23 protein-coding genes are annotated in these 22,449 nt (G+C 67.7%); 17 read left to right on the plus strand and 6 right to left on the minus strand.

The features are described from left to right. Positions 1 to 76 precede the first annotated feature (76 nt). The 7 genes from HUW46_RS36305 (at position 77) to HUW46_RS36330 (ending at position 6,376) form a co-directional block, all read left to right on the plus strand. A protein-coding gene (locus HUW46_RS36305) for an IS5 family transposase (RefSeq protein WP_215543239.1) occupies positions 77 to 897 on the plus strand; the annotation gives its coding sequence in 2 pieces (ribosomal slippage) (positions 77 to 437 and positions 437 to 897; 822 coding nt in all). 162 nt (positions 898 to 1,059) lie between these two features. Further along, on the plus strand, positions 1,060 to 2,841 hold the full coding sequence (locus HUW46_RS36310; RefSeq protein ID WP_215543240.1) for a recombinase family protein: 1,782 nt from the start codon (positions 1,060 to 1,062) through the stop codon (positions 2,839 to 2,841). Between the two features lie 404 nt (positions 2,842 to 3,245). Further along, positions 3,246 to 3,851 carry a TetR/AcrR family transcriptional regulator gene (locus tag HUW46_RS36315; RefSeq protein ID WP_215543241.1) on the plus strand — a complete coding sequence of 202 codons (606 nt, stop codon included), beginning with the start codon at positions 3,246 to 3,248 and terminating at the stop codon, positions 3,849 to 3,851. 89 nt (positions 3,852 to 3,940) lie between these two features. Next, positions 3,941 to 5,179 (plus strand): FAD-dependent monooxygenase, encoded by a 1,239-nt coding sequence (locus HUW46_RS36320; protein WP_215543242.1) that lies wholly within the window; start codon positions 3,941 to 3,943, stop codon positions 5,177 to 5,179. Positions 5,180 to 5,257: 78 nt separating this feature from the next. Next, positions 5,258 to 5,761 (plus strand): DUF6545 domain-containing protein, encoded by a 504-nt coding sequence (locus tag HUW46_RS36325; RefSeq protein WP_215543243.1) that lies wholly within the window; start codon positions 5,258 to 5,260, stop codon positions 5,759 to 5,761. Beyond that, positions 5,742 to 5,945: a hypothetical protein gene (locus HUW46_RS48950; RefSeq protein WP_331477174.1), complete on the plus strand. Its 204-nt coding sequence runs from the start codon at positions 5,742 to 5,744 to the stop codon at positions 5,943 to 5,945. The genes HUW46_RS36325 and HUW46_RS48950 overlap by 20 nt, the downstream gene beginning before the upstream one ends. Beyond that, the gene (locus HUW46_RS36330; RefSeq protein ID WP_331477175.1) at positions 5,936 to 6,376 is read left to right on the plus strand and encodes a hypothetical protein; all 441 of its coding nucleotides are present in this window, start codon (positions 5,936 to 5,938) and stop codon (positions 6,374 to 6,376) included. The genes HUW46_RS48950 and HUW46_RS36330 overlap by 10 nt, the downstream gene beginning before the upstream one ends. A gap of 31 nt (positions 6,377 to 6,407) precedes the next feature. Here the strand turns inward: HUW46_RS36330 and HUW46_RS36335 are convergent, their stop codons facing one another. From HUW46_RS36335 to HUW46_RS36350, 4 genes are read right to left on the minus strand one after another with little or no spacing between them, the layout of a single operon-like run. Beyond that, positions 6,408 to 7,160: a hypothetical protein gene (locus HUW46_RS36335; RefSeq protein ID WP_215543244.1), complete on the minus strand. Its 753-nt coding sequence runs from the start codon at positions 7,158 to 7,160 to the stop codon at positions 6,408 to 6,410. A 16-nt stretch (positions 7,161 to 7,176) separates the two neighbouring features. Further along, a complete protein-coding gene (locus tag HUW46_RS36340; RefSeq protein WP_215543245.1) occupies positions 7,177 to 8,412 on the minus strand; it encodes a WXG100 family type VII secretion target in 1,236 nt (411 codons plus the stop codon). Between the two features lie 11 nt (positions 8,413 to 8,423). Next, complete coding sequence (locus HUW46_RS36345; protein WP_215543246.1) at positions 8,424 to 8,765, minus strand: hypothetical protein; 342 nt, start codon at positions 8,763 to 8,765, stop codon at positions 8,424 to 8,426. 1 nt (position 8,766) lies between these two features. Next, positions 8,767 to 9,459, minus strand: a complete 693-nt coding sequence (locus HUW46_RS36350) for an SAV_915 family protein (RefSeq protein ID WP_215543247.1) — start codon at positions 9,457 to 9,459, stop codon at positions 8,767 to 8,769. A gap of 940 nt (positions 9,460 to 10,399) precedes the next feature. Here HUW46_RS36350 and HUW46_RS48570 point away from each other — a divergent pair. Then, positions 10,400 to 10,645, plus strand: coding sequence for a DUF397 domain-containing protein (locus tag HUW46_RS48570; protein WP_215550326.1), 246 nt, complete (start codon positions 10,400 to 10,402; stop codon positions 10,643 to 10,645). Between the two features lie 166 nt (positions 10,646 to 10,811). Here HUW46_RS48570 and HUW46_RS36360 read toward each other — a convergent pair whose 3' ends face one another. Further along, entirely contained in the window at positions 10,812 to 12,176 is a 1,365-nt protein-coding gene (locus HUW46_RS36360; protein ID WP_215543248.1) for a flavin monoamine oxidase family protein, read from the minus strand. Positions 12,177 to 12,396: 220 nt separating this feature from the next. Here HUW46_RS36360 and HUW46_RS36365 point away from each other — a divergent pair, with 220 nt between their 5' ends. Both HUW46_RS36365 and HUW46_RS36370 read left to right on the plus strand, forming a co-directional pair. Continuing rightward, on the plus strand, positions 12,397 to 13,296 hold the full coding sequence (locus tag HUW46_RS36365; RefSeq protein ID WP_215543249.1) for a glycoside hydrolase family 25 protein: 900 nt from the start codon (positions 12,397 to 12,399) through the stop codon (positions 13,294 to 13,296). Between the two features lie 57 nt (positions 13,297 to 13,353). Then, the gene (locus tag HUW46_RS36370) at positions 13,354 to 14,127 is read left to right on the plus strand and encodes a cyclase family protein (protein WP_215543250.1); all 774 of its coding nucleotides are present in this window, start codon (positions 13,354 to 13,356) and stop codon (positions 14,125 to 14,127) included. A gap of 43 nt (positions 14,128 to 14,170) precedes the next feature. Here the strand turns inward: HUW46_RS36370 and HUW46_RS36375 are convergent, their stop codons facing one another. Further along, positions 14,171 to 14,614 (minus strand): hypothetical protein, encoded by a 444-nt coding sequence (locus HUW46_RS36375; RefSeq protein WP_215543251.1) that lies wholly within the window; start codon positions 14,612 to 14,614, stop codon positions 14,171 to 14,173. A gap of 117 nt (positions 14,615 to 14,731) precedes the next feature. Here HUW46_RS36375 and HUW46_RS36380 point away from each other — a divergent pair, with 117 nt between their 5' ends. The 7 genes from HUW46_RS36380 to HUW46_RS36410 all read left to right on the plus strand — a co-directional run bounded on the left by HUW46_RS36380 (position 14,732) and on the right by HUW46_RS36410 (position 22,429). Then, positions 14,732 to 15,571: a TetR/AcrR family transcriptional regulator gene (locus HUW46_RS36380; RefSeq protein WP_215543252.1), complete on the plus strand. Its 840-nt coding sequence runs from the start codon at positions 14,732 to 14,734 to the stop codon at positions 15,569 to 15,571. A 175-nt stretch (positions 15,572 to 15,746) separates the two neighbouring features. Continuing rightward, complete coding sequence (locus HUW46_RS36385) at positions 15,747 to 16,487, plus strand: GntR family transcriptional regulator (RefSeq protein WP_215543253.1); 741 nt, start codon at positions 15,747 to 15,749, stop codon at positions 16,485 to 16,487. A gap of 13 nt (positions 16,488 to 16,500) precedes the next feature. After that, on the plus strand, positions 16,501 to 17,802 hold the full coding sequence (locus tag HUW46_RS36390) for an ABC transporter substrate-binding protein (RefSeq protein ID WP_215543254.1): 1,302 nt from the start codon (positions 16,501 to 16,503) through the stop codon (positions 17,800 to 17,802). Between the two features lie 4 nt (positions 17,803 to 17,806). Next, positions 17,807 to 18,685 (plus strand): carbohydrate ABC transporter permease, encoded by an 879-nt coding sequence (locus HUW46_RS36395; RefSeq protein ID WP_215543255.1) that lies wholly within the window; start codon positions 17,807 to 17,809, stop codon positions 18,683 to 18,685. After that, complete coding sequence (locus tag HUW46_RS36400; protein WP_215543256.1) at positions 18,682 to 19,581, plus strand: carbohydrate ABC transporter permease; 900 nt, start codon at positions 18,682 to 18,684, stop codon at positions 19,579 to 19,581. The genes HUW46_RS36395 and HUW46_RS36400 overlap by 4 nt, the downstream gene beginning before the upstream one ends. Further along, a complete protein-coding gene (locus HUW46_RS48575; protein WP_254125239.1) occupies positions 19,578 to 21,188 on the plus strand; it encodes a putative N-acetylmannosamine-6-phosphate 2-epimerase in 1,611 nt (536 codons plus the stop codon). The genes HUW46_RS36400 and HUW46_RS48575 overlap by 4 nt, the downstream gene beginning before the upstream one ends. Continuing rightward, positions 21,185 to 22,429 (plus strand): hypothetical protein, encoded by a 1,245-nt coding sequence (locus tag HUW46_RS36410; protein WP_215543257.1) that lies wholly within the window; start codon positions 21,185 to 21,187, stop codon positions 22,427 to 22,429. Before HUW46_RS48575 ends, HUW46_RS36410 begins: the two co-directional genes overlap by 4 nt. Positions 22,430 to 22,449 lie beyond the last annotated feature (20 nt).

Below are 22,449 nucleotides of genomic sequence, written 5' to 3' on the forward strand. Positions count from 1 at the left end.
CCTCATGCCCCGAAAGTGGCTTTAGCCAGATTCTTACTTAGAGCGTGTCTCGTATGGGTTTTGTGGTTGGTGGTGCATGATCTGTGCTGTGGTCGATGCGTTGTCTCGGCGGTTGGTGCCGGATGAGTTGTGGGCTCTGGTCGAGCCGTTGATCCCCTCGTTTGCGCCGCGTCCGCAGGGTGGTGGCAGGGCGCCAGTTGACGACCGGGCCGTGTTCACGGCGGTGGTGTACGTGCTGACTAGCGGGTGCGCGTGGCGGATGCTGCCACCGTCGTTCGGCGTCACGGTGCCGACCGCGCATCGACGGTTCACCGAATGGACCAAAGCCGGTCTATGGCCTCGACTGCACCGGGCCGTCCTGGACGAACTGGGCAGCCAAGGCGAGATCGACTGGTCACGGGCAGTCCTGGACGGAGCATCGGTTCGCGCGAAAAAAGGGGACCCATGACCGGCCCGAACCCGGTCGACCGCGGCAAGGCCGGATCGAAGATCCACGTCCTGTCCGACCGGGCGGGCCTGCCGCTGGCGGTCGCGGTATCTGCCGCGAACACCAACGACTCCTACACTCTCAAACCCTTGGTCATGGCGATCCCCGCGATCAAGTCCCGACGCGGACCCCGCCGCCGCAAACCCAGCAAGCTGCACGCCGACAAGGCCTACGACCACACCGACCTACGGGACTGGGTCCGTGACCGCGGCATCGTCGTGCGCATCGCCCGCAAAGGCATCGAGTCCAGCAAGAAACTCGGCAAACACCGCTGGGTCATCGAACGATCCATCGCCTGGCTCTTCGGCTACCACCGGCTCGCCATCCGCTATGACCGCTACGCCAACCACTTCTGCGCCTTCCTCACCCTCGCCGCCACTCTCACCTGCTACAAGAAACTCGCCAAATGAGACATGCTCTTAGGTTCCTTTGCCCATGACTGGAACCCGAGCGATAGAAAGCGCTGGACCTGCGGCTATGCGGGTCCAGCGCTCCTCGTGCTGTTAGAGTTGATCTGCGTTTCGAAGGGTCCGATGGCGACCTGAACCCAGCGAGTGGCTGGGGGTTGTTTCATGGGTAAGGCGTTGACTCGACGGCTGGCGAAGACTGCCTCGGGGCAGCTTCCGCCGTTGCGGGCTGTGATCTACGCGCGGGCGTCGAAGGACCGGAAGGGCCGACAGATGTCGGTCTCTTCCCAGGTCGTGGTCGGCCGAAGATTCTGCAAGGAGCACGGCATCACCGTGGTGGCTGTGCTGATCGATAACGATCTGTCGGCGTCGCGGTACGCGACCGAGGACCGACCGGAGTATCGGGAGGCTCTGCGGCTGCTGTCGACCAGTGAGGCGAATCTGCTGTGGACGTGGGAGAACTCGCGGGCGCAGCGTGAGCTGGGGTCGTTCGTGCGGTTGCGGAACATCTTGGTCGAGGTCGGTGGCTACTGGGCGTATGACGACCGGGTGTACGACATGAACGACTCGGACGACCGGATCGACACCGCGGAGGACGCGGTGGATTCCGAGCGTGAGTCGGAGAAGATCCGCAAGCGCACCCGGCGCGGGGTTGAGGCGCGGGCGATGGAGAGCTTGTGGCACGGCCCGGCGTCCTACGGGTACCGCAAGGTGTTCGACCCGCGCACGGGTGAGGCTCTGCGGATGGAGAAGGACCCGGCGACGTCGAAGGTGGTCAAACGGATCGTGGACCGGTTGATCCAGACCGGGAACGAGACCGAGGTCGCGGCCGCTCTTGACGCTGATGGTGTGCCGTGTCCGCGTGAGCAGCACTGGCGGGCGGATCACGTGCGCAAGCTGCACGTCTTCTCGCAGGACGAGGAGGGGTGGGCGAGGTTCACCGCCGCGCTGTTGCCCGAGCAGCTCGATTCGGTGCACGAGGCGCTGGCGCTGGCGAAGGAGCACAGTGCGTCGCAGGTGGCGCAGCGGCTCAACCGGGGGCAGTGGCCGCAGGCGTTGCCGGGGCGGTGGAACGCGGCGAAGGTCCGCAACATCGCGATGAACCCTGTGATCGCCGGGTACCGGGTGCACCGTGGCCAGATCATCGGCAAGGGGGTGTGGGAGCCGATCATCAAGGCTCGTAAGCACGCGGTGCTGCTGGCGCGGATCGGTGATCCTGCCCGGTCGACGCGGAAGGACGGTATCCGGGTCAAATACCTGCTGTCGGGGATCATGCTGTGCGAGGTCTGCGAACGCGGCGTTGGCAGCAACGAGCGGGCTGGCCAGATGGTCTACCGGTGCCGCGATGGCCACCGGTCGCGGAACATGGCACGGACGGACGCCTTCGTGGTCGAAGCGGTGCTCGCTCGACTGGAGTCCGCGGACGCCGCCGAGCTGTTCCGGTTTCGTGGCAAGGAGAAAGACGCCACGAAGGCACTGGCCAAGGCCGCGGAGTTGCGCGCGCGCCTGGACGGGTTCACCGACCAAGCAGCAGAGGGGAATCTGACCCCGGAGCGACTGGCCAGGATTGAGGCGAAGTTGCTGCCGAAAATCGAGACAGCCGAGAAGCGCGCCAGCCAGATCATCGCGGCTCCGGCGGTGGCCGAACTGGTTGGCCCGCAGGCCCGGCAGGTGTGGGCGCGGATGTCGTTGACCCAGCAGCGTGAGGCATTGCGCCCGATCGTGCGGCCCCGCCTGGCCAAAGCCATCGGCGGTCGCAGCGCTTTCGACCCGTCCGCGATTCGGCTCTCGTGGCTGGGTGCCCCCGTGGCTGTGCCGGATTCCGAGCGGACGCGTCAGGACGAGGCGGGGCCGGTTGCCGAACTGAACCGACACGTGCCGGGAGTGGACGGGCCGGAAGTCGAGGTCTTCGAGCTCGACGAGTTCGAACTGGAAGACGCTGGCTAAACGCGAGCAAGGCCCCGGTACCACCCACGGTGGTACCGGGGCCTGTCACCGTAGCGAGACTACCCAGGGCGGTGATGAGCGTCGGGCGTGAAGACGTGCTCCTCCGCAATAGCGAGTGTTCGGCGAACGCGCGCTATGCGGCAGAAGAGGATGCTCGCCTGGTGGTGGATCGGCCCCGCCGGCGTGCCCATCCGAGAGCCGTGCCCGCACCGCCCCGGGGCTTTGCGCAGCGCCGGTCTGCCTGCACCTGGGAAGGCCGGGCCCGGCCGGCGCCAGGCCACTTGACAACACCCAGCACTTAACTGTGACTGATCTCAATTGATACCAGTATCACTTCGTGCGGTGGCTGACCGTGCGGAGTGTGGAGGAGCGATGCCCCAACAGTTGCCGCCGCCGGAGCGGGCGTGACCGGCCGCGCGCCGGCCGGTCTTCGGGACCGGAAGAAAGCCAAGACGAAGGTGGCGATCCAAGAGGCGACGCTGCGACTGTTCGCCGAGCGGGGGTACGAGGCCACGACTGTGGAGCAGGTCACCCAGGCCGCGGGAGTGTCCCGTGCGACCTACTTCCGCTACTTCGCGAGCAAGGCCGACGTGGTGCTGTACGACGTGACCGACATGCTGCTGGTGGACGCGCTGCGCGCGCTTCCCTGTGGCCAGCACCCCGTCCGCGCCCTGCGGGAGGCCGCCCAGGTCGCGCAGGAGCAGCAGACCGCCCAGCGCAGGGACTCAGACCAGCAGCGCGAGTACCTCATGCGCACGGTGCCCGAACTGCGCGCCAAGGTGCCCGAGCACATCCTCGCGGCGCTGCCGCTGCTGGCCGCTGTGATCGCCGAGCGCCACGGCCGCGACCTCGAGGACCTTGCCGTGCGCACGACCGCTGGCGCGATCATCGGCGTGGCGGTGGCGACCTGGACCGTGGTCGCCGACGATTTGTCCGAGGGCTTCGCCGAGCGGCACCTGGCCCTCGTCGACACCGCGCTCCAGCAACTCGAGGACGGCCTGCCCTTGTGACGATGGCGAAGCGGCGCCACGCCGCGCTGCCGCCGACGACCGTGGGCGCCGCAAGTATCGACAGGCTCGCTAAAGGAAGAAGAGGTCAGATGCGAATCCTCATCTCAGGCGCCAGCATCGCCGGGCCGGCGCTGGCCTACTGGCTCACCCGGTACGGGCACAGCGTGACGGTGGTGGAGCGCGCACCCACGCCACGCAAGACCGGCGGCCACGCGGTCGATCTGTTCGGGCCAGCGATGGAAGTCGCGGAAAAGATGGGAGTGCTCCCGCGCGTGGCGGAGATGTCCACCGGGACCACCCGGCTGACCGTGCACCGCGAAGGCCGCCGGCGGCCGGTGACCATCGACCTGACCAAGATCTTCGGCGCGGTGACCGACCGGCACGTCGAGATCATGCGCGACGATCTCAGCGAGATCTTCCACCACGCCACTCGCGACCACGTGGAATACGTCTTCGGCGACTCCATCACCGCCCTCGCCGACGACGGCCAGGTCTTCTTCGACAACGGGGCGGCACGCCGCTTCGACCTCGTGATCGGAGCCGATGGCCTCCACTCGAACGTGCGGCGCCTGGTCTTCGGCCCGGAATCGGGCTTCAGCGCGTTCATCGGGGCGTACCTGGGGGTGCTGTCCGTGCCTGATTCCCCGCACCGGGCCGGCGAGCTCGTCGAACACCTCGGTGTGGGGCGCACCGCCGGAATGTATGGCGCTGGACGCCCCGGCGACGCGCGGGCGGTGTTCCTCTTCCGCAGCCGGCACCAACTCGACTACCACCATCGGGACGTTTCGCGGCAGAAGCAGTTGCTGCGCGCGGCGTTCAGCGGCATGCACCCAGAGGTGGACGGCTGGCTCGACGAACTGGACCACACCCCGGCGTTCTACTTCGACTCGATCACCCAACTGCGCATGGACACCTGGTCACGTGGCCGGGTGGCGCTGGTCGGCGACGCGGGCTACTGCCCCGGTCCAGCCGTCGGAGGCAGCACCAGCCTCGCCGTGCTCGGTGCCTATGTGCTGGCCGGTGAACTCGCCGTGGCCAACGGCGACCACGAACGCGCCTTCGCCGCCTACGAACGCGAGATGACACCCCTCGTGCTCGGCAGCCGTGCGTTCGCGCGCAACGCCGCGAAAAGACTCATCCCCAACTCCCGCCTCGGCACCTGGGCCGTGCTGCGCGGCCTGCAACTGGTCTCCGCCCTGCCCACCGGCGCCAGCCGCGCCCTCGCCAAACTCAACGGCAAGGGCCTGCGACTACACGACTCCATGGTCATCAAGGACTACCCGGCCCTCGCCAGCAACAGCACGAACACGAGCAAGACCAACCGCTGACAGGCCCCAGCCACGCTCCCCCGGCCCGGAAACCTCGGCGTCAGCCGCCTGCTCATCACTTGCGCCACGCTGCTGCTCATGGCCGGGATGACGCTGCCAGCGGTCGGGCCGCGCTGGGAGCTGCGCCGCCACGACCGTGCGCTAGAACCGCTGTGGCGCGATCTCACCGACTGGGCACCCGACTACCGGTTCAACCCACCCGAAGCCGCGGGCAAGCCGGATATCACCGACCGAGTACGCAACCGGATCGTCGAGATCCGCGACGTCCTTTTCGAGCCCCTCCAGCCCCACCTGAATCCCGCCGTGGCCGAGGAAGCCCGCGACCTTGCCCGACGAAACCAGCTCGACGACGGACAAGCCGAAGCAGTCGCCCAAGCCGCTGTGATCGCCGTCGCGCTCGCCACCGCACGCCAGAACGCGCCAGTCGGAAACTCCGGCCCGGTGAGCTTCACCGGCCCTGGCACCGACGACTACCGCGACGACGCAACCTGGCTCGCTACCGTGGCCACTGCCTACACCGAATCACCCATCGTGAAAACCATCCTTGAGGAGACCACGCCCGATGCCGAGCCAGCCCACTAACCGCGAGGTCAACTCTCTGCGACGGCGTGGCGCGAGGCTGGCCACTGAAGTCCTTGCGCCCTGGGTTTGGGTGCTCGGCCTGCCGCTCGCCGTGGCCTGGCAGGTCACCGGCCACCATGTCGGCGAAACCCTGCTCTGGGGCCTGATCGTCAGCATCACCGGATCGATCATCCCATGGCCGTGATCAGCCACGGCGCACGCCAAGGCAAATGGGACAGCCACCACGTCACCAACCGCGAAGGCCGAGTCATTCCGTTCGCGGCCTGCATCACGTCACTGGCCGCCGGACTGCTGATCGTGACCCTCGGCGGCGCACCACACGAGATGACTGCGCTGGCCGGAGCCGGGATCCTCTGCCTGATCGCCAGCATCGCGATCACCTTCGGCCTGCACTTCAAGATCTCCATGCACGCCCAAGTCGCCGCCCTGGCCGTTGTCGTCCTCGCGATCGTGTACGGCCCAGTCCTCCTGCTGCTCGGCGTCCTTGTGGTCTGGGTCTGCTGGTCCCGAGTCGAACTCCGCGACCACACCACAGCGCAGGTCGTACTCGGCGCCTTGCTGGGCGTTCTTCTCGGGGGTTTCGGGTACGAGACGATTCTGCGTCCGCTCAGTTGATTATCGGTTTCGTCCCAGCAGACGGTTCGCGTTATGAATCCTCTAGGTCGTCAGTGCAATCGTCTTGCGGTTTGTCTTCTTTATTGCCGTTTTTAAATGGCAGAAAGGGAAGACTGTTTAATTGAAGAACCCCGATAGCTTGCAGGCTAACGTTAGCCCCATTTGCGGCCGAGTGTACAATGCCATTGTAAACGAGATCCCAGATTCGACGGTCGCGTTGGATCTCTTCGAAGCTGCGAGATAAGCCAAGGTCTTTATCATACAGAAATAAGTGAAAGGTTGTACCGCCATATGAAACGTCGATCCTGGTTAGATCGTACAAGTCAACCCAAAGCCGCTTCTTGATTCCCCATCGGGAGCGTTCGACCATGAACCAATCTGCTCCAGCCGCATAGGTCAAGTAGCTAAACGGGGCAACGATCAAGAATACTGTAACGATGATTACGGCCCAGATTTGCCAAAACTCGAACGCTTTGAGCCCGAAGTCATTCATGCTGGAGATCAGCGCTGTTCCGAGCAGGAATAGCCCCAAGGCTCCTAGTGCGGTAACGATTTTTCCTCGCCGACTCTCGCGATGCCAGGCCAGAACTGGCCCTAATCCAGGTGGCGGATCAGGTCGATATGAGACGCGAGTCTCCCGGTTCGGGTTATCTCTGGGGTAATCGCTCTCATCTCGGAGGTAACCTAGACCGTGGGGAGGAAACGGCTCACCTGTGATTGGGTCCGGACGCGGCGGGATATGGTTCATTGAAGCTTGCCCATGCATTGAGCCGTCGTAGGTCATCGAATACTACTCTCTGTTATTTCGGCACGAGCCAATCCGCCACGGCCTGTCCGCCAATGACACCAGCGAGGCCGCCCGCCGTGCCAACCACCAGCGATCCAATTGGACCAAGCGGGGCGCCAAGAAGTGCTCCTGCCCCAGCGCTCGCCGCAGCTCCTCCGATCGCTCCACCCGCGACTTGAGCTGCAGTGTCAGCCGCCGCCTTTCCCCAACTTTGTTCCCCCTTGGCGGCCCCGACGAACTCGTTTATCAGAGTCAGACTACTTCCTACGTAGGGCATTCCTTTCAGCAGTTTCTGCCCGGTCTGCAATCCTAATCCGGCCTCCGCGGGCAGGACGTGCAATACACTCTTTCCGGGATAGGCGGAAACTGTCTTCCGTACCCATTCAGGTACCTTCTCTACATATTTTCCGAATTCGCTTGCGCGAGTCTCATAGGCAACTTTGTTGGCGCGCGACTCGTCAATCGCCCACTTGAGATCCGCCTTGTTGGCCGCTGTGAGGGTAAGCTGCGTGCCATTTGCCCAGTTCTCATAGAACTGAGCGCTTCCCTCTGCTCGTGCAGCCTTGAGAAGGCTCTCTTTTCTAGGGTTCTCAAACGAAGAAATGTAACTGTTGACGCGGGCGATTACTGTAGTGCCGACCTTGTACGAGTCGATGTCAGGTCCGCCGGACGGCGGCGCCAAGGCTCGAAGAAGGGATTGATGTGCTTCACCCTCGGTATTGCGGGCGCCATCAACGATAGCTTTGCACTCGTTATATATCGCGACTTTCGCATTGTAATCTGATACTTGTGCGTTATATTGATTTATATCGCCTTTGTATTGCCCTATAACCTTGTGCATATTGTCTGCGGTGCAGACCTCGACCGGTGTTCCAGGCTTTCCCATCGGCAGAGGGGCAGGTTCGACGATAAAAGGGCCGTCAACCTGCAAGCCGCCGACCCTCGCCTTTCCTAATGCGTCTTGCATGCGAGCGACGATCGTGTCGAGTGAGGCCGCGAAGTCCCGGAGGCCATGTTCCGTCCGAGAAGCCCAGTCCGCCATTTGATCTGAAACTACGTCGATGTTGCCTATCGACTCCTGGAACGCAGAGCTGGCGGGCCCTTGCCAGTCCGCTTCGGCCCCGGTCAGGGCGGCGCGGACGTTTCCGGCTGCATGGTGCCCGGCGTCGGTCACCGTTCGCAGCCAGTCCGCGGCGGCCACGCATGTGCCGGACGAGCCGTTGACCGTGGTGTTGAGTGCTTGTCCCATGGTGGCGCCCCCTATCCGTGCACTTGTTGTTCGCGTCGCGCGTCCGGTGTGTCGCGCTTTTCGTTCAGCCGCAACTGTCCCGCGTGAGAGTTGTCGATGTCGTCGTATGCGCCGTTCGCGGAGTGGACCTTGCCTGCCGCTTCGCTCATGCTTTCCGCGGACGCGATCGCCATGCGCACGACGCTGTCCAGGACGTGGCCGACTGCTGCTGAAGACGCGCCCGCATCGACAGGAACACCGCCTCCGGCCACAGCGTCGAGGGCGCCTGCTCCTTCGCGCAGTTGTCCAACGATGCCGTTGAGTCCTTCAGGGGTGTATGAGTAGCCGCCGTTTTCTCCGTAGGCCGAGGTCATGTCATGACCACCCAACGATCGAGTGCGTATCCCAGTCGTGGACGGGGCCGGTGTGCCGGGATTGCTCGGCGAGCACAGGGTTAAGCAGCACGCCGTGCGCACCAGATTCCTCAATGGCGTTCGGCACGTCGTTGGCGTGTAACGCAACCCAGGGCTGGAATTCGCCGCAACCGGCGGCCAGTAGTTCCGGTGAGGTGTAGGCCAGCATCAGCGGACGGCCCGAGTTGTCCGGCTGTAGTTCGAGTTCGACCTGGTATTGACCTTCCCGCACAGGGCGGGACGGTACGTAGAGGTAGTCGTCGGGCTGGTCCAGCTGCTCGATTGGTTCTAGTGGCGGTTGCTCGCGGCTGTCGATGTCCGGATAGCGGGGTTGTGCATCGAGCACCACGTCGACGGCGATAGCAGCGATGCCAGTTTCGGTGCACAGGTCTTCCAGCTGATCGCGCCTCATTTGGACCCACGGCTGGCCAGATCCACACGCTGCGACGAGCCGATCGATCGAGGTATAACCGGCTGCTGCGAGCTCCTGGCGGTGTGTGCGCCGTAGCTCGATCCCGCCAGGTTGATCAGCAGCCCCGGGTGGAGTCACCAGGATGAACATCAGCTCCGGCAGTCGCCGCGAAAAGTCATCAAGCCGCACCAACGCATCACGGACAGCGCTGGGATCGGGCGGCATCGAACGCCCCGTGGACATAGCTCTCCCCAAGCTCGCCTTACATCTATCTCCCGACGCTGACGGTAGCCGGGTCGATGCAATGCGTCGAGGAGAACGCTACGGGTGTTTGCAAACGGAACGGGCATGACGACGTGCCGAAGACCTGATTTGGTGTTCGGCACGTCGTCTACTGGCCCAGGCGGCGCGGGGCGAGCTTTGGGAGATAGACCCGCGCCGCCTGGGGATGAGGCCCGGCCCGTGCGCCAGCGGGGGTGTCAACCCGTCGGGGATTACGGGCGTGCGCATGGACCGGGTGCATATTTAGTTGGGCTTGGTTCTCCCTGCGACTCCGGGAGGTGTGCCAACGCCGGGGTGCCATGGACGGTCTTGGCCGACCAGCGGAAGCAGCAATGCGCACAGCCCTGATTCGCAGCCTCCGCCGCTGACGGTCACGATCTCAGCAACATTGACCGAGCATGAGCAGCAGGTGGTGCGTAGCGTCGGGCCGCCGAGGTCTTTCTTCGCTGCACGGTGCACCCGCCCGTCGGGTCCGTCCAACGGACGCCAGAAATACATCACGCCGGGCACGTGCTCATCCGATGCCATGGTCTACCTCTGTTATGGCGTCCGCGGACGGCCAGGACATGAGGCGGCGATTGCAGACACCCGCGAAAGCCAACGCGCTCGATGCCAGCGCGATCGCGAACTCCTTTGCCACTGCCGCATCCGCATACTTCGGGCCTGTTAGCAGTACCACCTCCGCGTAGTCGTCAGCGATCATCAGGCCGGGGAGCCCCGCGGTACAACATCGATCTCGAACTGCACTGTGGTGTGATCTCGACGGCGAATCGCTCGTCGTGGCCGTGTTCATTCACCGGTATCACCGGCTTGCTTTAGGCCATCACCCACGTGTCCAGACGTAACCGGGAGCCCAGCACACACGCTGGCGGAGCGGTACCTATGACGCGCGCGGTGGTGAATAAGAAGGAACCGGCCGCTCACAACGAACCTCGACGCAGCCGACGCCAGATCGGGAGCGGCTCGTGGATCGTCAGAGTGGCGCAAGTCCAGTTACAGCAACAAGGAGACGGCCTGCGTGGAGGTCGATCTCGGCACGGACGCAGTAGGCGTCCGCGACACCAAGAGCAGGGCTACAGGGCACCTGACGATCGAACCGGCCGCATGGGCGGCGTTCGTGCGGGCCGCAGACCGCACGATGCGCTGACGATTCAGGAACAAGGCCCCGGTCTCACGAACCGGGGCCTTGTCATTCATCTAGGGCTCTGAGCAGCACAAACGGAGCTGGCGGATTTGATGCCCTAGATGAAACTTGACTTTCGGGGACTTGAGCGCCCCGAAGGTCACAGGGGCATGCGCCGTACGGAAGATGCCTACAAGGCGCCGAGGACTTCGGCGGAGGCGCGTTCCCCGGCGCGCACGGCACCGTCCATGTAGCCCGCCCAGTAGGTCGACGTCTCGGTGCCCGCCCAGTGCACGCGTCCGGTGGTGGCGCGGATCGCCTGGCCGTAGCCGGAGATGGTGCCGACACCGGTGATCGCGACCGGGCCGCCGGTGGACCAGCGCTCGGTGGTCCAGTCCTGTTCGAAGTAGTCGATCGCCTCTGCGGCCTTCGGCCCCACAGCCTTCGTGAAGGCGTCGAGCACGGCGGCGCGGCGTTCGGGCAGCGGCCGGTCGCCCCAGTCGCGCCTGCGGTAGCCGCCGATGAACGCGAGCAGGATCCCGGCCGAGTCGTCGGGCGGGCTGACGTCGAACATCGAGCGCACCGGCCCGTCGGTGAGCAGGCCCATCCCGCTGAGGCCGTCGGCGCGCCAGAACGGCTCGGGGTACACCGCGGCGCACTTCATCAGCGTGCCCATCGGCATCCGGCGCAGCAGCACGGATTTCGCGGCGGGCAGCACCGGATCCCATTCGATCGCCGTGGCCAGCGGTGGCGGGACCGCGACGATCACGCGGTTCGCTTTCACCGAGCCGAATTCACCGGAGACGACCGCGTGGTCGTCGTACTGGACCACGCGGCGCGCGGCCGCGTTCAGCACCACCCGGTCGCCGAGCTTTTCGGCCAGCCGCAACGGAATGAGCTGGGAGCCGCCGACGAACCGCGAGTCCTGCGCGCCGTCGCGGACACCGGAGGACCGGTCGAACGTGCCGGGGTTGGTCTCGTTGCCCGCGCCCGCCATCATCCACAGGAAGTAGAGCAGCGAGACGTCCTGCGGCTCGGCCCCGATCAACGGCTCGAGGAAGGACAGGAACAGGTTCTCGGTGGCCGGGTTCAGCGTGGTCGAGCGGAACCAGTCGTGCAGGGACATGGCATCCCATATGGCCGCTTTCGGCGCGGCCCACGGCGCGTCGACGGGAACCTGGGACGCCATCTGGTTGAGCCGGAGGTGCACGATCGTCGCGTCGGGCAGGATCAGCAGATCCGGCGGCAGCGTGCCGGTGTAGCGCGTGGCGTGCCCGCGGTTGACGTAGACGTTGTCCCCGTCGGCGTATTCCGGGAACGTGGCGACGCCGAGCTCCTTGGCGAGCGCGAGGATGTGGTCCTGGGTCGGGCCGACGAACGCGGCACCCGCCTCGGTCACGGCCCCGTTCGGCAGCGAGTGGTTCAGCACGCGCCCGCCGACCCTGTCCCGCGCCTCGAGCACCAGCACCGAGCGCCCCGCCTCGGCGACCGCCCTCGCGGCGACCAGCCCGGAGATGCCGGCACCGATCACGGCAACGTCCACTGTGGATTCCATCTGCGGTTTCTCCCCTGTTGTCCGGCCGTACCGGGGAAGTCTCCTCCGAACGGCACAGCGCGGGTAGACCTCATCGCGAGTCCGAACGGCGGATTCCGCTTGCCCGATCGGGCAGCGGAACGCGCACGGATGGACGGCTCATGAGCGGTGCCGGACACGACGTCCTGCCGACACAGTGGCCTTCGAGACAGCAGCAGTCCGGACTCCCGCTGGGGTTGACATGGCGCTCGGTATCGATATCTACCGGAAGTTCCAGACGGTCACCGACTGGAACGCGGTGCGGAACCACGGTGTCGGCTACGTGTGGACGAAGCTCACCGACGGCGGCGGTATCGCGACGGCGGGACCGGCGGACGCGATCGTGAACGGCGCGAAGTCGGTCGGCATACCGGTGGGCGGCTACCACTACGCGCAGCTTTCCCCGAGCCCGGAACGGCAGGCGGAGATCTTCATCGCCGAGGTGCGCAGGCTCGACGCCACCGGGCTGGTGCCCGCGCTCGACCTCGAAGCGCCGTTCGGGCCGAACGCCGGGGCACGCGATTTCGGGATCCGGTTCTGCCGCCACGTCGCCGAGCTCGGGTATCGGCCCGGGGTCTACATGAACAACGCGTTCGCGAAGGCGACGAGGCCGGACCAGTGGGGCATCCCCGGGCTGGCCATCTGGATCGCGCGCTACGGCGCACGCCCCGACCCGGCCGCCGGGCACTACGACGTCCACCAGTACTCCAGCTCGGGCCAGGTCCCGGGGATCAGGGCCAGCGGGGTCGACCTGAACGACTCGTACACGAACAACCACTTCGCGGGCGGTGGCGAGTTCCTCGGCGCGCTGCCGGAGGCGCAGCAGGGTCTCGTCGTCGGCGGCGTCTACGACGTCCGCGAGGACCTTTCGATCCCTTACCGGGAAAAGGGGAAGTCGACCGGCCGGGTGCTGCGGGACCTGATGTCGCTGAGCGAGCCCATCCAGTCCAGGGTGGTGCCAGCGAACTCCTTCTCCGCCGCGGAGATGCTGGCCTGGATCGACCTGAACACGGCGGGGAACCGGAAGGGGGTCGACGAGCTGGCCAAGCTGTTCGACCAGATCGCCGCCGATATCGAGGAACTCAAGCCCTCGTCGAAGTAGCGGCGGGCCGACCCGAAGAATGGGCGTCACACGTCACGACTTCGGGAGGTCCGTTCCATGCGCAGGTTTGTCGACATCTCGGTGGCACTCAAGGGCGGGATCGCCTCGGACCCGCCCGGTCACGAGCCGGAGATCGACTACTTCACGCACACCGACACGGCGGGCGACGTGGTGTCGTTCTTCCCCGGTGCGACCATCGACGACCTGCCGGACCGCGAGGGATGGGCGATCGAGCGGGTGCGGCTCACCACGCACAACGGCACCCACCTCGACGCGCCGTATCACTACTCGGCGGTGATGGACGGCGGCGCGCGGGCGATCACGATCGACGAGGTGCCGCTCGAATGGTGCCTGCGGCCCGCGGTGAAACTGGACTTCCGGCACTTCGAGGACGGGTACGTGGCCACCGCGGCCGACGTCGAGGCCGAGCTGAAGCGGATCGGGCACGAACTCCGGCCGTTGGAGATCGTGGTCGTCAACACCTCGGCCGGTGCCAAGTACGGCCAGGACGACTACGTCGCGTCCGGATGCGGCATGGGTCGCGAGGCGACGCTGTACCTGCTCGAGCGCGGTGTCCGGCTCACCGGCACGGACGCGTGGAGCTGGGACGCGCCGTTCGTGCACACTGCGAAGCGCTACGCCCGCGATCACGACGCGTCGGTGATCTGGGAGGGCCACCGCGCGGGCAGGGACATCGGGTACTGCCACATCGAGAAACTGCACAACCTGGAGTCGCTGCCAGCCGACGGGTTCGAGATCTCGTGCTTCCCGGTCAAGGTGCACGCCGCGTCCGCGGGCTGGACCCGCGCGGTCGCGATCTTCGACGAATGACCTCGGTGGCGGGCGGCGGGGCCGCCCGCCACCGGGCACCCTTTCAGTGCGCGAAATGCGCCGAAGATCCGCGCTGCCAAAGGAAAACGACGGCGGCCAGCCCCGCCGCGCACGGCACCAGCCCCGCGATCGTCACCAGCACCGGGTGCGGCTGGGTGAAGTTGTAGGCCGACAGCGCGGTCCCGGCGACGAACACCGCGGTCGCCACGACGCGTGACCACGGGCGCCCCCGGCCGCTCGCCCGCGCCAGCCACAGCCACAGCACGACACCGATCGCGGCGAGCGCGAACAGGTAGGTGAGGATGCTCGACCTCGCCATGTCGACCTTGCCGGGAGCGGTGGCATAGGCGGCTTGGAGCTGACGGGTGAGGGTGCGCTGGTCGAGCACGGTGACGATCACCGCCGCCACCGTGAGCGCCGCCCCCGCCCGCATCGCGGTGATCGCGTGCCGGATCGGCCCGGCCCCCTCGTGTTCGTGCGTTCGCATGAGATTCCCCTTGGTCGATACTGTGGATTCCGTAGTCCGGATTTCAAACTCTAAACTTGAAACATCATGTCTCAATGTAGAGTGATGGAGACCCCGAGGCAAGGTGAGGTGTGCGAAATGGCGGAGGAGTCCCAGCCCGCGCTCGGCAGGCGGCGGCGCAGGCTGTCGGACGACGAGACCGAGAAGCGCATGGTCGACGCCGCGATGGCGCTCGTCAACCGGACGGGGCTGACCGTCGGGCTCGACCACATCAGCTTCGAGGACGTCATCCGCGACGCCGGGGTGGCCAGGAGCGCGGTCTACCGGCGCTGGCCGTACAAGGACCTGTTCTTCAGCGATCTGCTCAAGGCGCTCGCGAGCGCCGCCGTCCCGGCCAGGATGCCGGACGACGAGGGCATGAACGTGATCCGCGAGGTGGCGCTGGAGCACTTCGGCTGGTTCGCCACCCCGCGAACTCGCCACGACCTGTGGAGCGAGCTGCTCCGCCACGCCGCGCTCGTCGAGTTCGAAGCCATCCACGGCTCCACCGACTGGCGCACCTACCTCGCCCTGCACGCCACTTTCGAAAGCCTTGCGAGCGGAGATCTGCGGGACGAGGTCCAGCAGGCGCTCGCGCGTTCGGAACAGGGATTCGTGGCGAGGATCGCCAAGGCCTACGAGTACCTGGCCGGTTTGCTCGGCTACCGCCTGCGGCCCGAACTCGACGCCACGTTCGAAACCGTCGCGCGCCTGGTCAACGCCACCATGCGCGGGCTGGTGCTCACCGCGCTGTCCACCCCGGAAGTGGCGGCTCAGCGCGTGCGCGCGAACCCGTTCGGGAGCAGCGCCAAGGCCGATTGGTCGCTTCCCGCGCTCGGCATCGCGAGCACCGTGTTCGCCTTCCTCGAACCGGATCCTTCGGTGGCATGGGATGGCGAGCGCATCGCCGCGGTCCGCGCGGAGCTGTCGTCGGAGTAGACCACTGCCGCCCGCTCGATCGCCCGATCACTACTGGTCAGCCCGTCGTTGCGGCATGATCAGCTGGCCGGATCGGTCTAGCGAGGAATGCCAGGGGTGTTGGCCGGGGTAGTGCGCATGACGTCTGCTTGAGCCCGGTTTCGTCCTACCGGCGTTCCCGGGTGAGGAGGGTGGCATGACGTCGTTGGCTCCCGGTAAGACCGGGGAGATCAGGGCCCGCCTGCTCGACCTCGTCGATCTCCTGCCGGAGGGCGCGCCGCTCCCTTCCGAGCGCGAGCTCGCCGCGAGGTGGCAGGTGGCGCGGATGACGCTGCGGCGCGCGATGGACGATCTGGTGCTGCAGGAGCTCCTGGTGCGGCGGCAGGGCAGCGGCACGTTCACCTCGCGGCCGAAGGTGAGCCGCAGGCTCGGCATGACCTCGTTCTCCGAGGAGATGCGGCGACGGGGGATGCGCCCGGCGAGCAGGACGCTCGAACTCCGCCGCCACCGCGCGGACCGGGCCCGCTGCCAGCAGCTCCGGATCCCCGCCGGGGACGTGGTGGTCGAGTTCGTCCGGCTCCGCCTCGCCGACGACGCGCCGATGGCGCTCGAACGCACCACCGTGCCGGAGCGGTACGTACCCGGACTGTCCATTGAGGACCTGCACAGTTCGTGGTACGAGCTGCTCGCCACGAAGTACCGGACCGACATCGTCAGCGGCACCTGCCAGCTGGAGCCCGCGATGCCGGACCGGCGCACCGCGGAGCAGCTGCGGATCCCGATCACCCAGCCGTGCATGCGGATCAGGGGCATCAGCCTCGACGCGCGCGGCAGGGTCATGGAGTACTGCGAAGCGATGTACCGGGGCGATCGCTACGCGATCACCGCGGAACTCCACCGCCCGGCGCGGCCCGCCGCGGGCCGCGCGATCAGCTGACGAGGAGCGGACCATGCGCGTACGCAGGACACGGACCATCCGGACCGCCGCCGCCGTCGGCACGGCGCTGGTGCTCGCGAGCGCGCTCGCCGCGTGCGGCTCGGGCTCCGGTGACGGCGGTGCGGTCACGTTGACCTTCTGGACCCACACGCACCCGCCGATGGTCAAGCTGAACGAGGCGCTCATCGCCGAGTACCAGCAGCAGCACCCGAACGTGAAGATCAAGTACCAGACGATCCCCAACGACGAGTTCAACACGAAGACGCTCACCGCGATGAGCAACGGCACCGGGCCCGACGTGCTGAACATGGACGACAGCGCGCTGCGCGGGGAGTACCTGCCGAAGGAGCTGGTCGCGCCGATCGACGCAGGTGCGCTCGGCGCCGCTTCGGCGGACGAGGTCAAGGCGCGCTACAACGCGGGCGTCCTGGACGGCGCGGCGAAGGACGGCCAGTACTACGGGCTCCCGAGCGAGTTCAACGCGACCGCGTTCGCGATCAACACCAAGCACTTCACCGACGCCGGGCTCGACCCGAACGCGGCGCCGAAGACCTGGGACGAGGTCGCCGCCGACGCGAAGAAGCTCGTCGCCGCCCAGCACACGCAGGCGTTCAGCTTCCTGTACCTGCATTCGGGCTGGTACTCCCAGCAGCTGCAAACGCTGCTGAACCAGACCGGCGGCACCCTGACCGATCCCGGTCACGAGCACGCCACCGTGACCTCGCCGCAGTCGGTCGCCGCGCTGCAGCTGTGGGTCGATCTCGCCGCGGGCAAGGACAAATCGGCCGATCCCAACAAGACTTCGCGCGAGGCGACCTCGCCGTTCAGCGATCTCGCCACCGGGCGCCAGTCGATGGCGATCGTCTACCCGTGGGCGATGGAGCAGATCCGGCAGAGCAATCCCGATGTGTACAAACAACTCAAAGTCGTGCCGCTGCCGCAGCTGAACCCGGCACAGCCGGTGAACCGGTGGTACGGCTACTACTGGGCGGTCGGCAAGGCGAGCAAGCACCAGGCCGAGGCGTGGAAGTTCATCTCCTACCTCGCGAGCAAGCACGAGCGCTGGCTGTCCGATGTGGACTTCATCCAGCCGGTGTCCGGCTGGGACACCGGGCAGGCCGCGAAGAAGGTCGACGCGCTGCCGGTGTGGTCTTCCGCTTACCAGAAGGGAAAGTTCGACCAGGTCGCGCCGCACTACTCGGAGGTGCAGGACGCGCTGACGGACATGGTCAACGACGCGGTGTTCGACCACGTCGCGGTTCCGGACGCGGCGAAGAAGGCGTCCGACCGCATCGACCGCAGCCTCGGGAGCTGAGCCGATGGCGGTGCTCGCGCTCCCTCGCCGCCGCGATAGCGCGGATCGGCGGCGGCACACCACCGGGATGCTGCTGGCGATCCCCGCGCTGGCGCTGTTCGCGGTGTTCGCGATCTACCCGATGCTGCGGGTGTTCTACCTGTCCGTCTTCGACTACAGCCTGACCACGCCGCCGAAGTTCGTCGGTATGGACAACTTCGCCCACCTGGCGACCGATCCGCAGTTCGGCGAAGCGGTACTGCAGACCGTCGTCTACGCGGCGGGCACCTACGTTCCCGCGCTCGCACTGGCGCTCGTGCTCGCGCACGCGCTGAACAACCGCACCAGGGCTGGCGGGCTGATCAGGCTGCTGTACTTCCTGCCGGTGGCCGCGAGCTGGGTCGCGGTGTCGGTGATCTGGCGCGTGGTGCTCAACCCGGACGGCCTGCTCAACCAGGCGCTCGGACTGCACCTCAACTGGCTCACCAGCTCGGACACCGCGATGTGGGGCCTTGTCCTGATGGGAGTGTGGAAGGAGACCGGCTTCTTCCTGATCCTGTTCCTCGCCGGGCTGCAGGCGATCCCCGGCGAGCTGTACGAAGCGTCCGAATTGGACGGTGCGGGCCGGTGGTCGCGGTTCCGGTACGTCACCTGGCCGATGCTGCGCCCGGTCACCGCGGTGTGCTCGGTGATGGCGGTGATCAGGGGCTTCCAGGCGTTCAGCCCGCAGCTCGTGCTCACCAACGGCGGGTTCGGCACCGAGGTGGTCAACCTGTTCGTCTACAAGACCGCGTTCGAGAACGCCAGGATGGGTCGCGCCTCCGCGGTGGCCGTGCTGATGTTCCTCCTGCTCTTCGTGCTGACGCTGGTGCAGCTGCGGGTGTTCGCGAGGAGGGACCGATGACGAAGCCCGCCACCAGGCCCCGCCCTCCCGCGGAAGCCGTCCGCGTCGCGACGCCCGTGCGGCGTCGCCGGAAGCGCCATCCCGGCCGTGTCGTCGCGCTCGTGCTCACCGGGCTCGGCGGACTGGCGTTCATCTCCGTGCTCGTGTACGCGGTGCTGACCGCGCTGAAACCCGCCGCCGAAGTGCTCGCCGTGCCGATGCGCTGGGTGCCGTCGACGTTCGAATGGTCCAATCTGGCGCTGCCGTTCACCGAGACACCGTTCGCGCGGTACTTCCTCAACAGCACGGTCGTCGGGGTCAGCGTCACCGTGCTGAACGTGCTCACGTGCACCGCCGCCGGGTACAGCTTCTCGAAGTTCCGCTACCGCGGGCGCGACGCCTTGTTCGTCATCGTGCTGGCGACGCTGATGATCCCGGTCGAGATCATCTATGTTCCGCTCTACAGCCTCGTCTACTCGCTGGGCTGGGTGGACAGCTTCGCCGGGCTCATCATCCCGGCCGGCACCAGCGCGTTCGGGATCTTCCTTATGCGGCAAGCGATCGACGGAGTCCCCGACGAACTGCTCGAAGCGGCGCGGCTCGACGGCGCCGGGGTGGTGCGCACGCTGGTGTCCATTGTGGTCCCGGTGGTGCGCGGCCCGATGGCGGCGCTGGCGCTGTTCGTGTTCATGCTCAACTGGGATTCGCACCTGTGGCCGTTGCTGGTCGCCTCCGACGACGACCACCGCACGCTGCCGGTCGGGCTCGCCGCGATGCAGGCGAACAACCTCGGCAGCGCCGGGGTGCCGATGATGCTCGTCGCCGCGCTGCTCGCGGCGCTGCCCACCGTGCTCCTGTTCGTGACGCTGCAACGGCGGTTCGTCGAGGGCGTGACGGCTTCGGCGGGGCTGCGATGACCGCCTGGCTCGCTGTCGACGGCGGGCAGACCGGCCTTCGACTGCGCACTTCGGACGGTCGGAACGGCACAGGACCCGGTTTCTCCTACGCCGACGGCGATCCGGTCGCGTCGATCACCGCGGCCGTGCGCACGGCCGCGGCGAACGCCGGAGTGGCGCGCCCCGTCGGCATCGCCTGCCTCGGGCTCACCGGATACCCCGCGCGCCGGGCGGATCGGGATCGGCTCGGCGTCGCGGTGGCGCGTGCGCTCGACGCCACCGAGGTGCGGTTGTGCGAGGACATGGTCACCGCGCACGCGGGCGCGCTGCCCGGCGGCACCGGCGTCGCACTCGCCGCCGGGACCGGTGTGGTCTGCCTCGCGATCGGCGCGGACGGCACCACGCGCAAGATCGACGGCGGCGGGCACCTGCTCGGCGATCTCGGCGGGGGCTTCGCCACCGGGCAGGCCGGGCTGCGCGCGGTGCTGGCCGCCACCGACGGCCGCGGGCCCGCCACGGCGCTGTCCGGTCTCGCCGCCGCCCGGTACGGCGGCGGCACCGACCTGGGGCAGCGCGTCGCGATGGCGGATTCGCCGGTCTCCGCGGTGGCCGCGTTCGCCGTCGACGTGTTCGAGGCGGCCGCCGACGGGGACGCGGTGGCCAGTGCGGTCGTCGGTGCCTCCGCCGCCAACCTTGCGCGCACCGCCGCCGCGGGTGTGCGCGCGCTCGGTTGCGACGCCGTCCGGATCGCTTGCGCCGGAAGGCTTTTCGACGCCGGTGACCTGCTGATGGCGCCGCTGCGCCAACGACTCGCCGAGCTGGCGCCCTCGGCCACGCTGGTGCCGCCGGCGGGCGATCCGCTCGACGGCGCCGTGCGGCTCGCCACCACCGCACTGGGGAGCTATGCCCCGCTCGTCCACGTTCACCGCGGCGACGCCGCGCCTGCCCCCGAGGAGTCCGTTGTGGACGGTCTGCCCTTTCCGGCTGGATCGCTGCTGGTGTCCTGCCAGGCCCAGCCGTCGAACCCGTTGCACGGGCCGGGCCCGATGGCGAGGATGGCCGCGGCCGCGGCGGCGGGCGGCGCCTGCGGCATCCGCGCGAACGGGGCGGCGGACGTGGCCGCGATCAGGGCCGAGGTCGCGCTGCCGGTGATCGGGATCAACAAGATCGCCGCGCCAGGTGGCACGTTCATCACCCCGACCTTCGACGCGGCGGCCGCGGTGGTCCGCGCGGGTGCCACGATGGTCGCGGTGGACGGCACCGCGCGCCCCCGTCCCGACGGCAGCACGCTCGCCGACCAGATCGCCCGCATCCACGACGAACTCGGCGTGCTCGTGATGGCCGATGTGGACAGTGCGGCCGCCGGGATCGCCGCGCGGGGCGCCGGTGCCGACGTCGTCGCCTCGACGTTGTCCGGGTACACGGGCGGTGTCATCCCGGAGGAACCCGACGTCGCGCTCGTCCGCGAACTGAGCGCGCTCGACTGCCCGGTGATCGCCGAAGGCCGGTACCGCACCGCGGACGACGTGCGGGCCGCGGTCGCCGCGGGGGCGTACGCGGTGGTGGTCGGGACCGCGATCACGAACCCGATGGACATCACCACCCGGCTCACCAAGGCGCTCCGGTGACGGCGTCGGTCGGCCACGGTTCGGTGGTCGTCGACGTGCCCGCCGGGACCGCGATGGGCGGGTACGCGGCGCGGACCGGCGGCAGCACCGGCACACTCGATCCGATCGAGGTGCACGCGTTCACCGTGTCCGACGGCGAACGCCGGTTCCTGTGGCTGGTCGGTGATCTCCCCGCGGTCAACACCGATCTCGCCGCCGCGCTCGTCGGCAGGCTGGCCGGTCCGCACCGCACGGATCCGGAGCTGGTGTGGTTCGGCGCGACGCACACGCACGCGGCCCCGGACGTCGGATGCCGTCCTGGCGGTGGGCGCACGCCACGAGAGTGGGCGCCCGTGCTGCTGGCGGCGGGTGAGCGGGCGGCGGAACTGGCCGTCGCCGCGGAAGCACCGGTCGACCTGACCGTCCACAAGGGACTGTTGACCGGGGTCGGCGGGCAGCGCAGCGGGCCTCGGCCGCGAAGTGACGTGCCGGTGACGGTGCTGGCCGCGCGGCGGGGCGCCGCGGTGCTCGGCGCGGTCGTCGTGCTTCCGGTGCACCCCACCGTGCTGGGCGCGGACAACCTGCTCGCCAGCGCCGACCTGGCGGGAGCGGCGCGGCGCGCGCTCGCGGCGCGCACCGGGGGATGGGCCGTGGTCGCCACCGGGGCGGCCGGTGACGTGAGTACGCGCGCGCACCGCCGCGCGCAGACCCCGGACGAGGTGCACCGGCTCGGTGAGCTGGCCGCGGACCAGCTCGTCGCGATCCTCGGCGAACCCGGCGTGCCGGTCGACATCGGGCCGGACTCCCTCGCCGGGTTCCGGACGTGGCCGCTGCCCCTGCCGGACCGGACGGCCGAGCCCGGCCCCGATCTGGACGCGCTTCGCGCACGGCTGGAGGTGGTGCTCGGTGCTGGCGACCCGGTGGCCGTGCGCGAGGCGGAAACCGCGGTGCAGGGCGCGGAACTGGCTGCCACCGCGCGGGTGCGCGGCACCGGGGTGGTGGTGGGCGTGGTGCGGTTGGGTGGGCTCCGGCTGGTGAGCATGGGCGCGGAACCTTACTTGGCGCTGGAAGCCGCCGTCGCGGCCGGGCTGCCGGGCCCGGCAGCGCTCGTCGGCTACACCAACGGATATCTGGGGTACCTACCCACCCGCACCGCGTACGGCACCGGCGTCTACGAGGTCAACATCTCGCCGGTCGCCGAGGGAGCCGCCGAACTCGCCGTCGCCGAAGCGATCCGGCTCGGCGGGGTCGTGCGCCGGTAACGTTTCCCTGTCATCGGAAA

It is taken from the genome of Amycolatopsis sp. CA-230715 (genome assembly GCF_018736145.1).
Taxonomy (GTDB): Bacteria; Actinomycetota; Actinomycetes; order Mycobacteriales; family Pseudonocardiaceae; genus Amycolatopsis.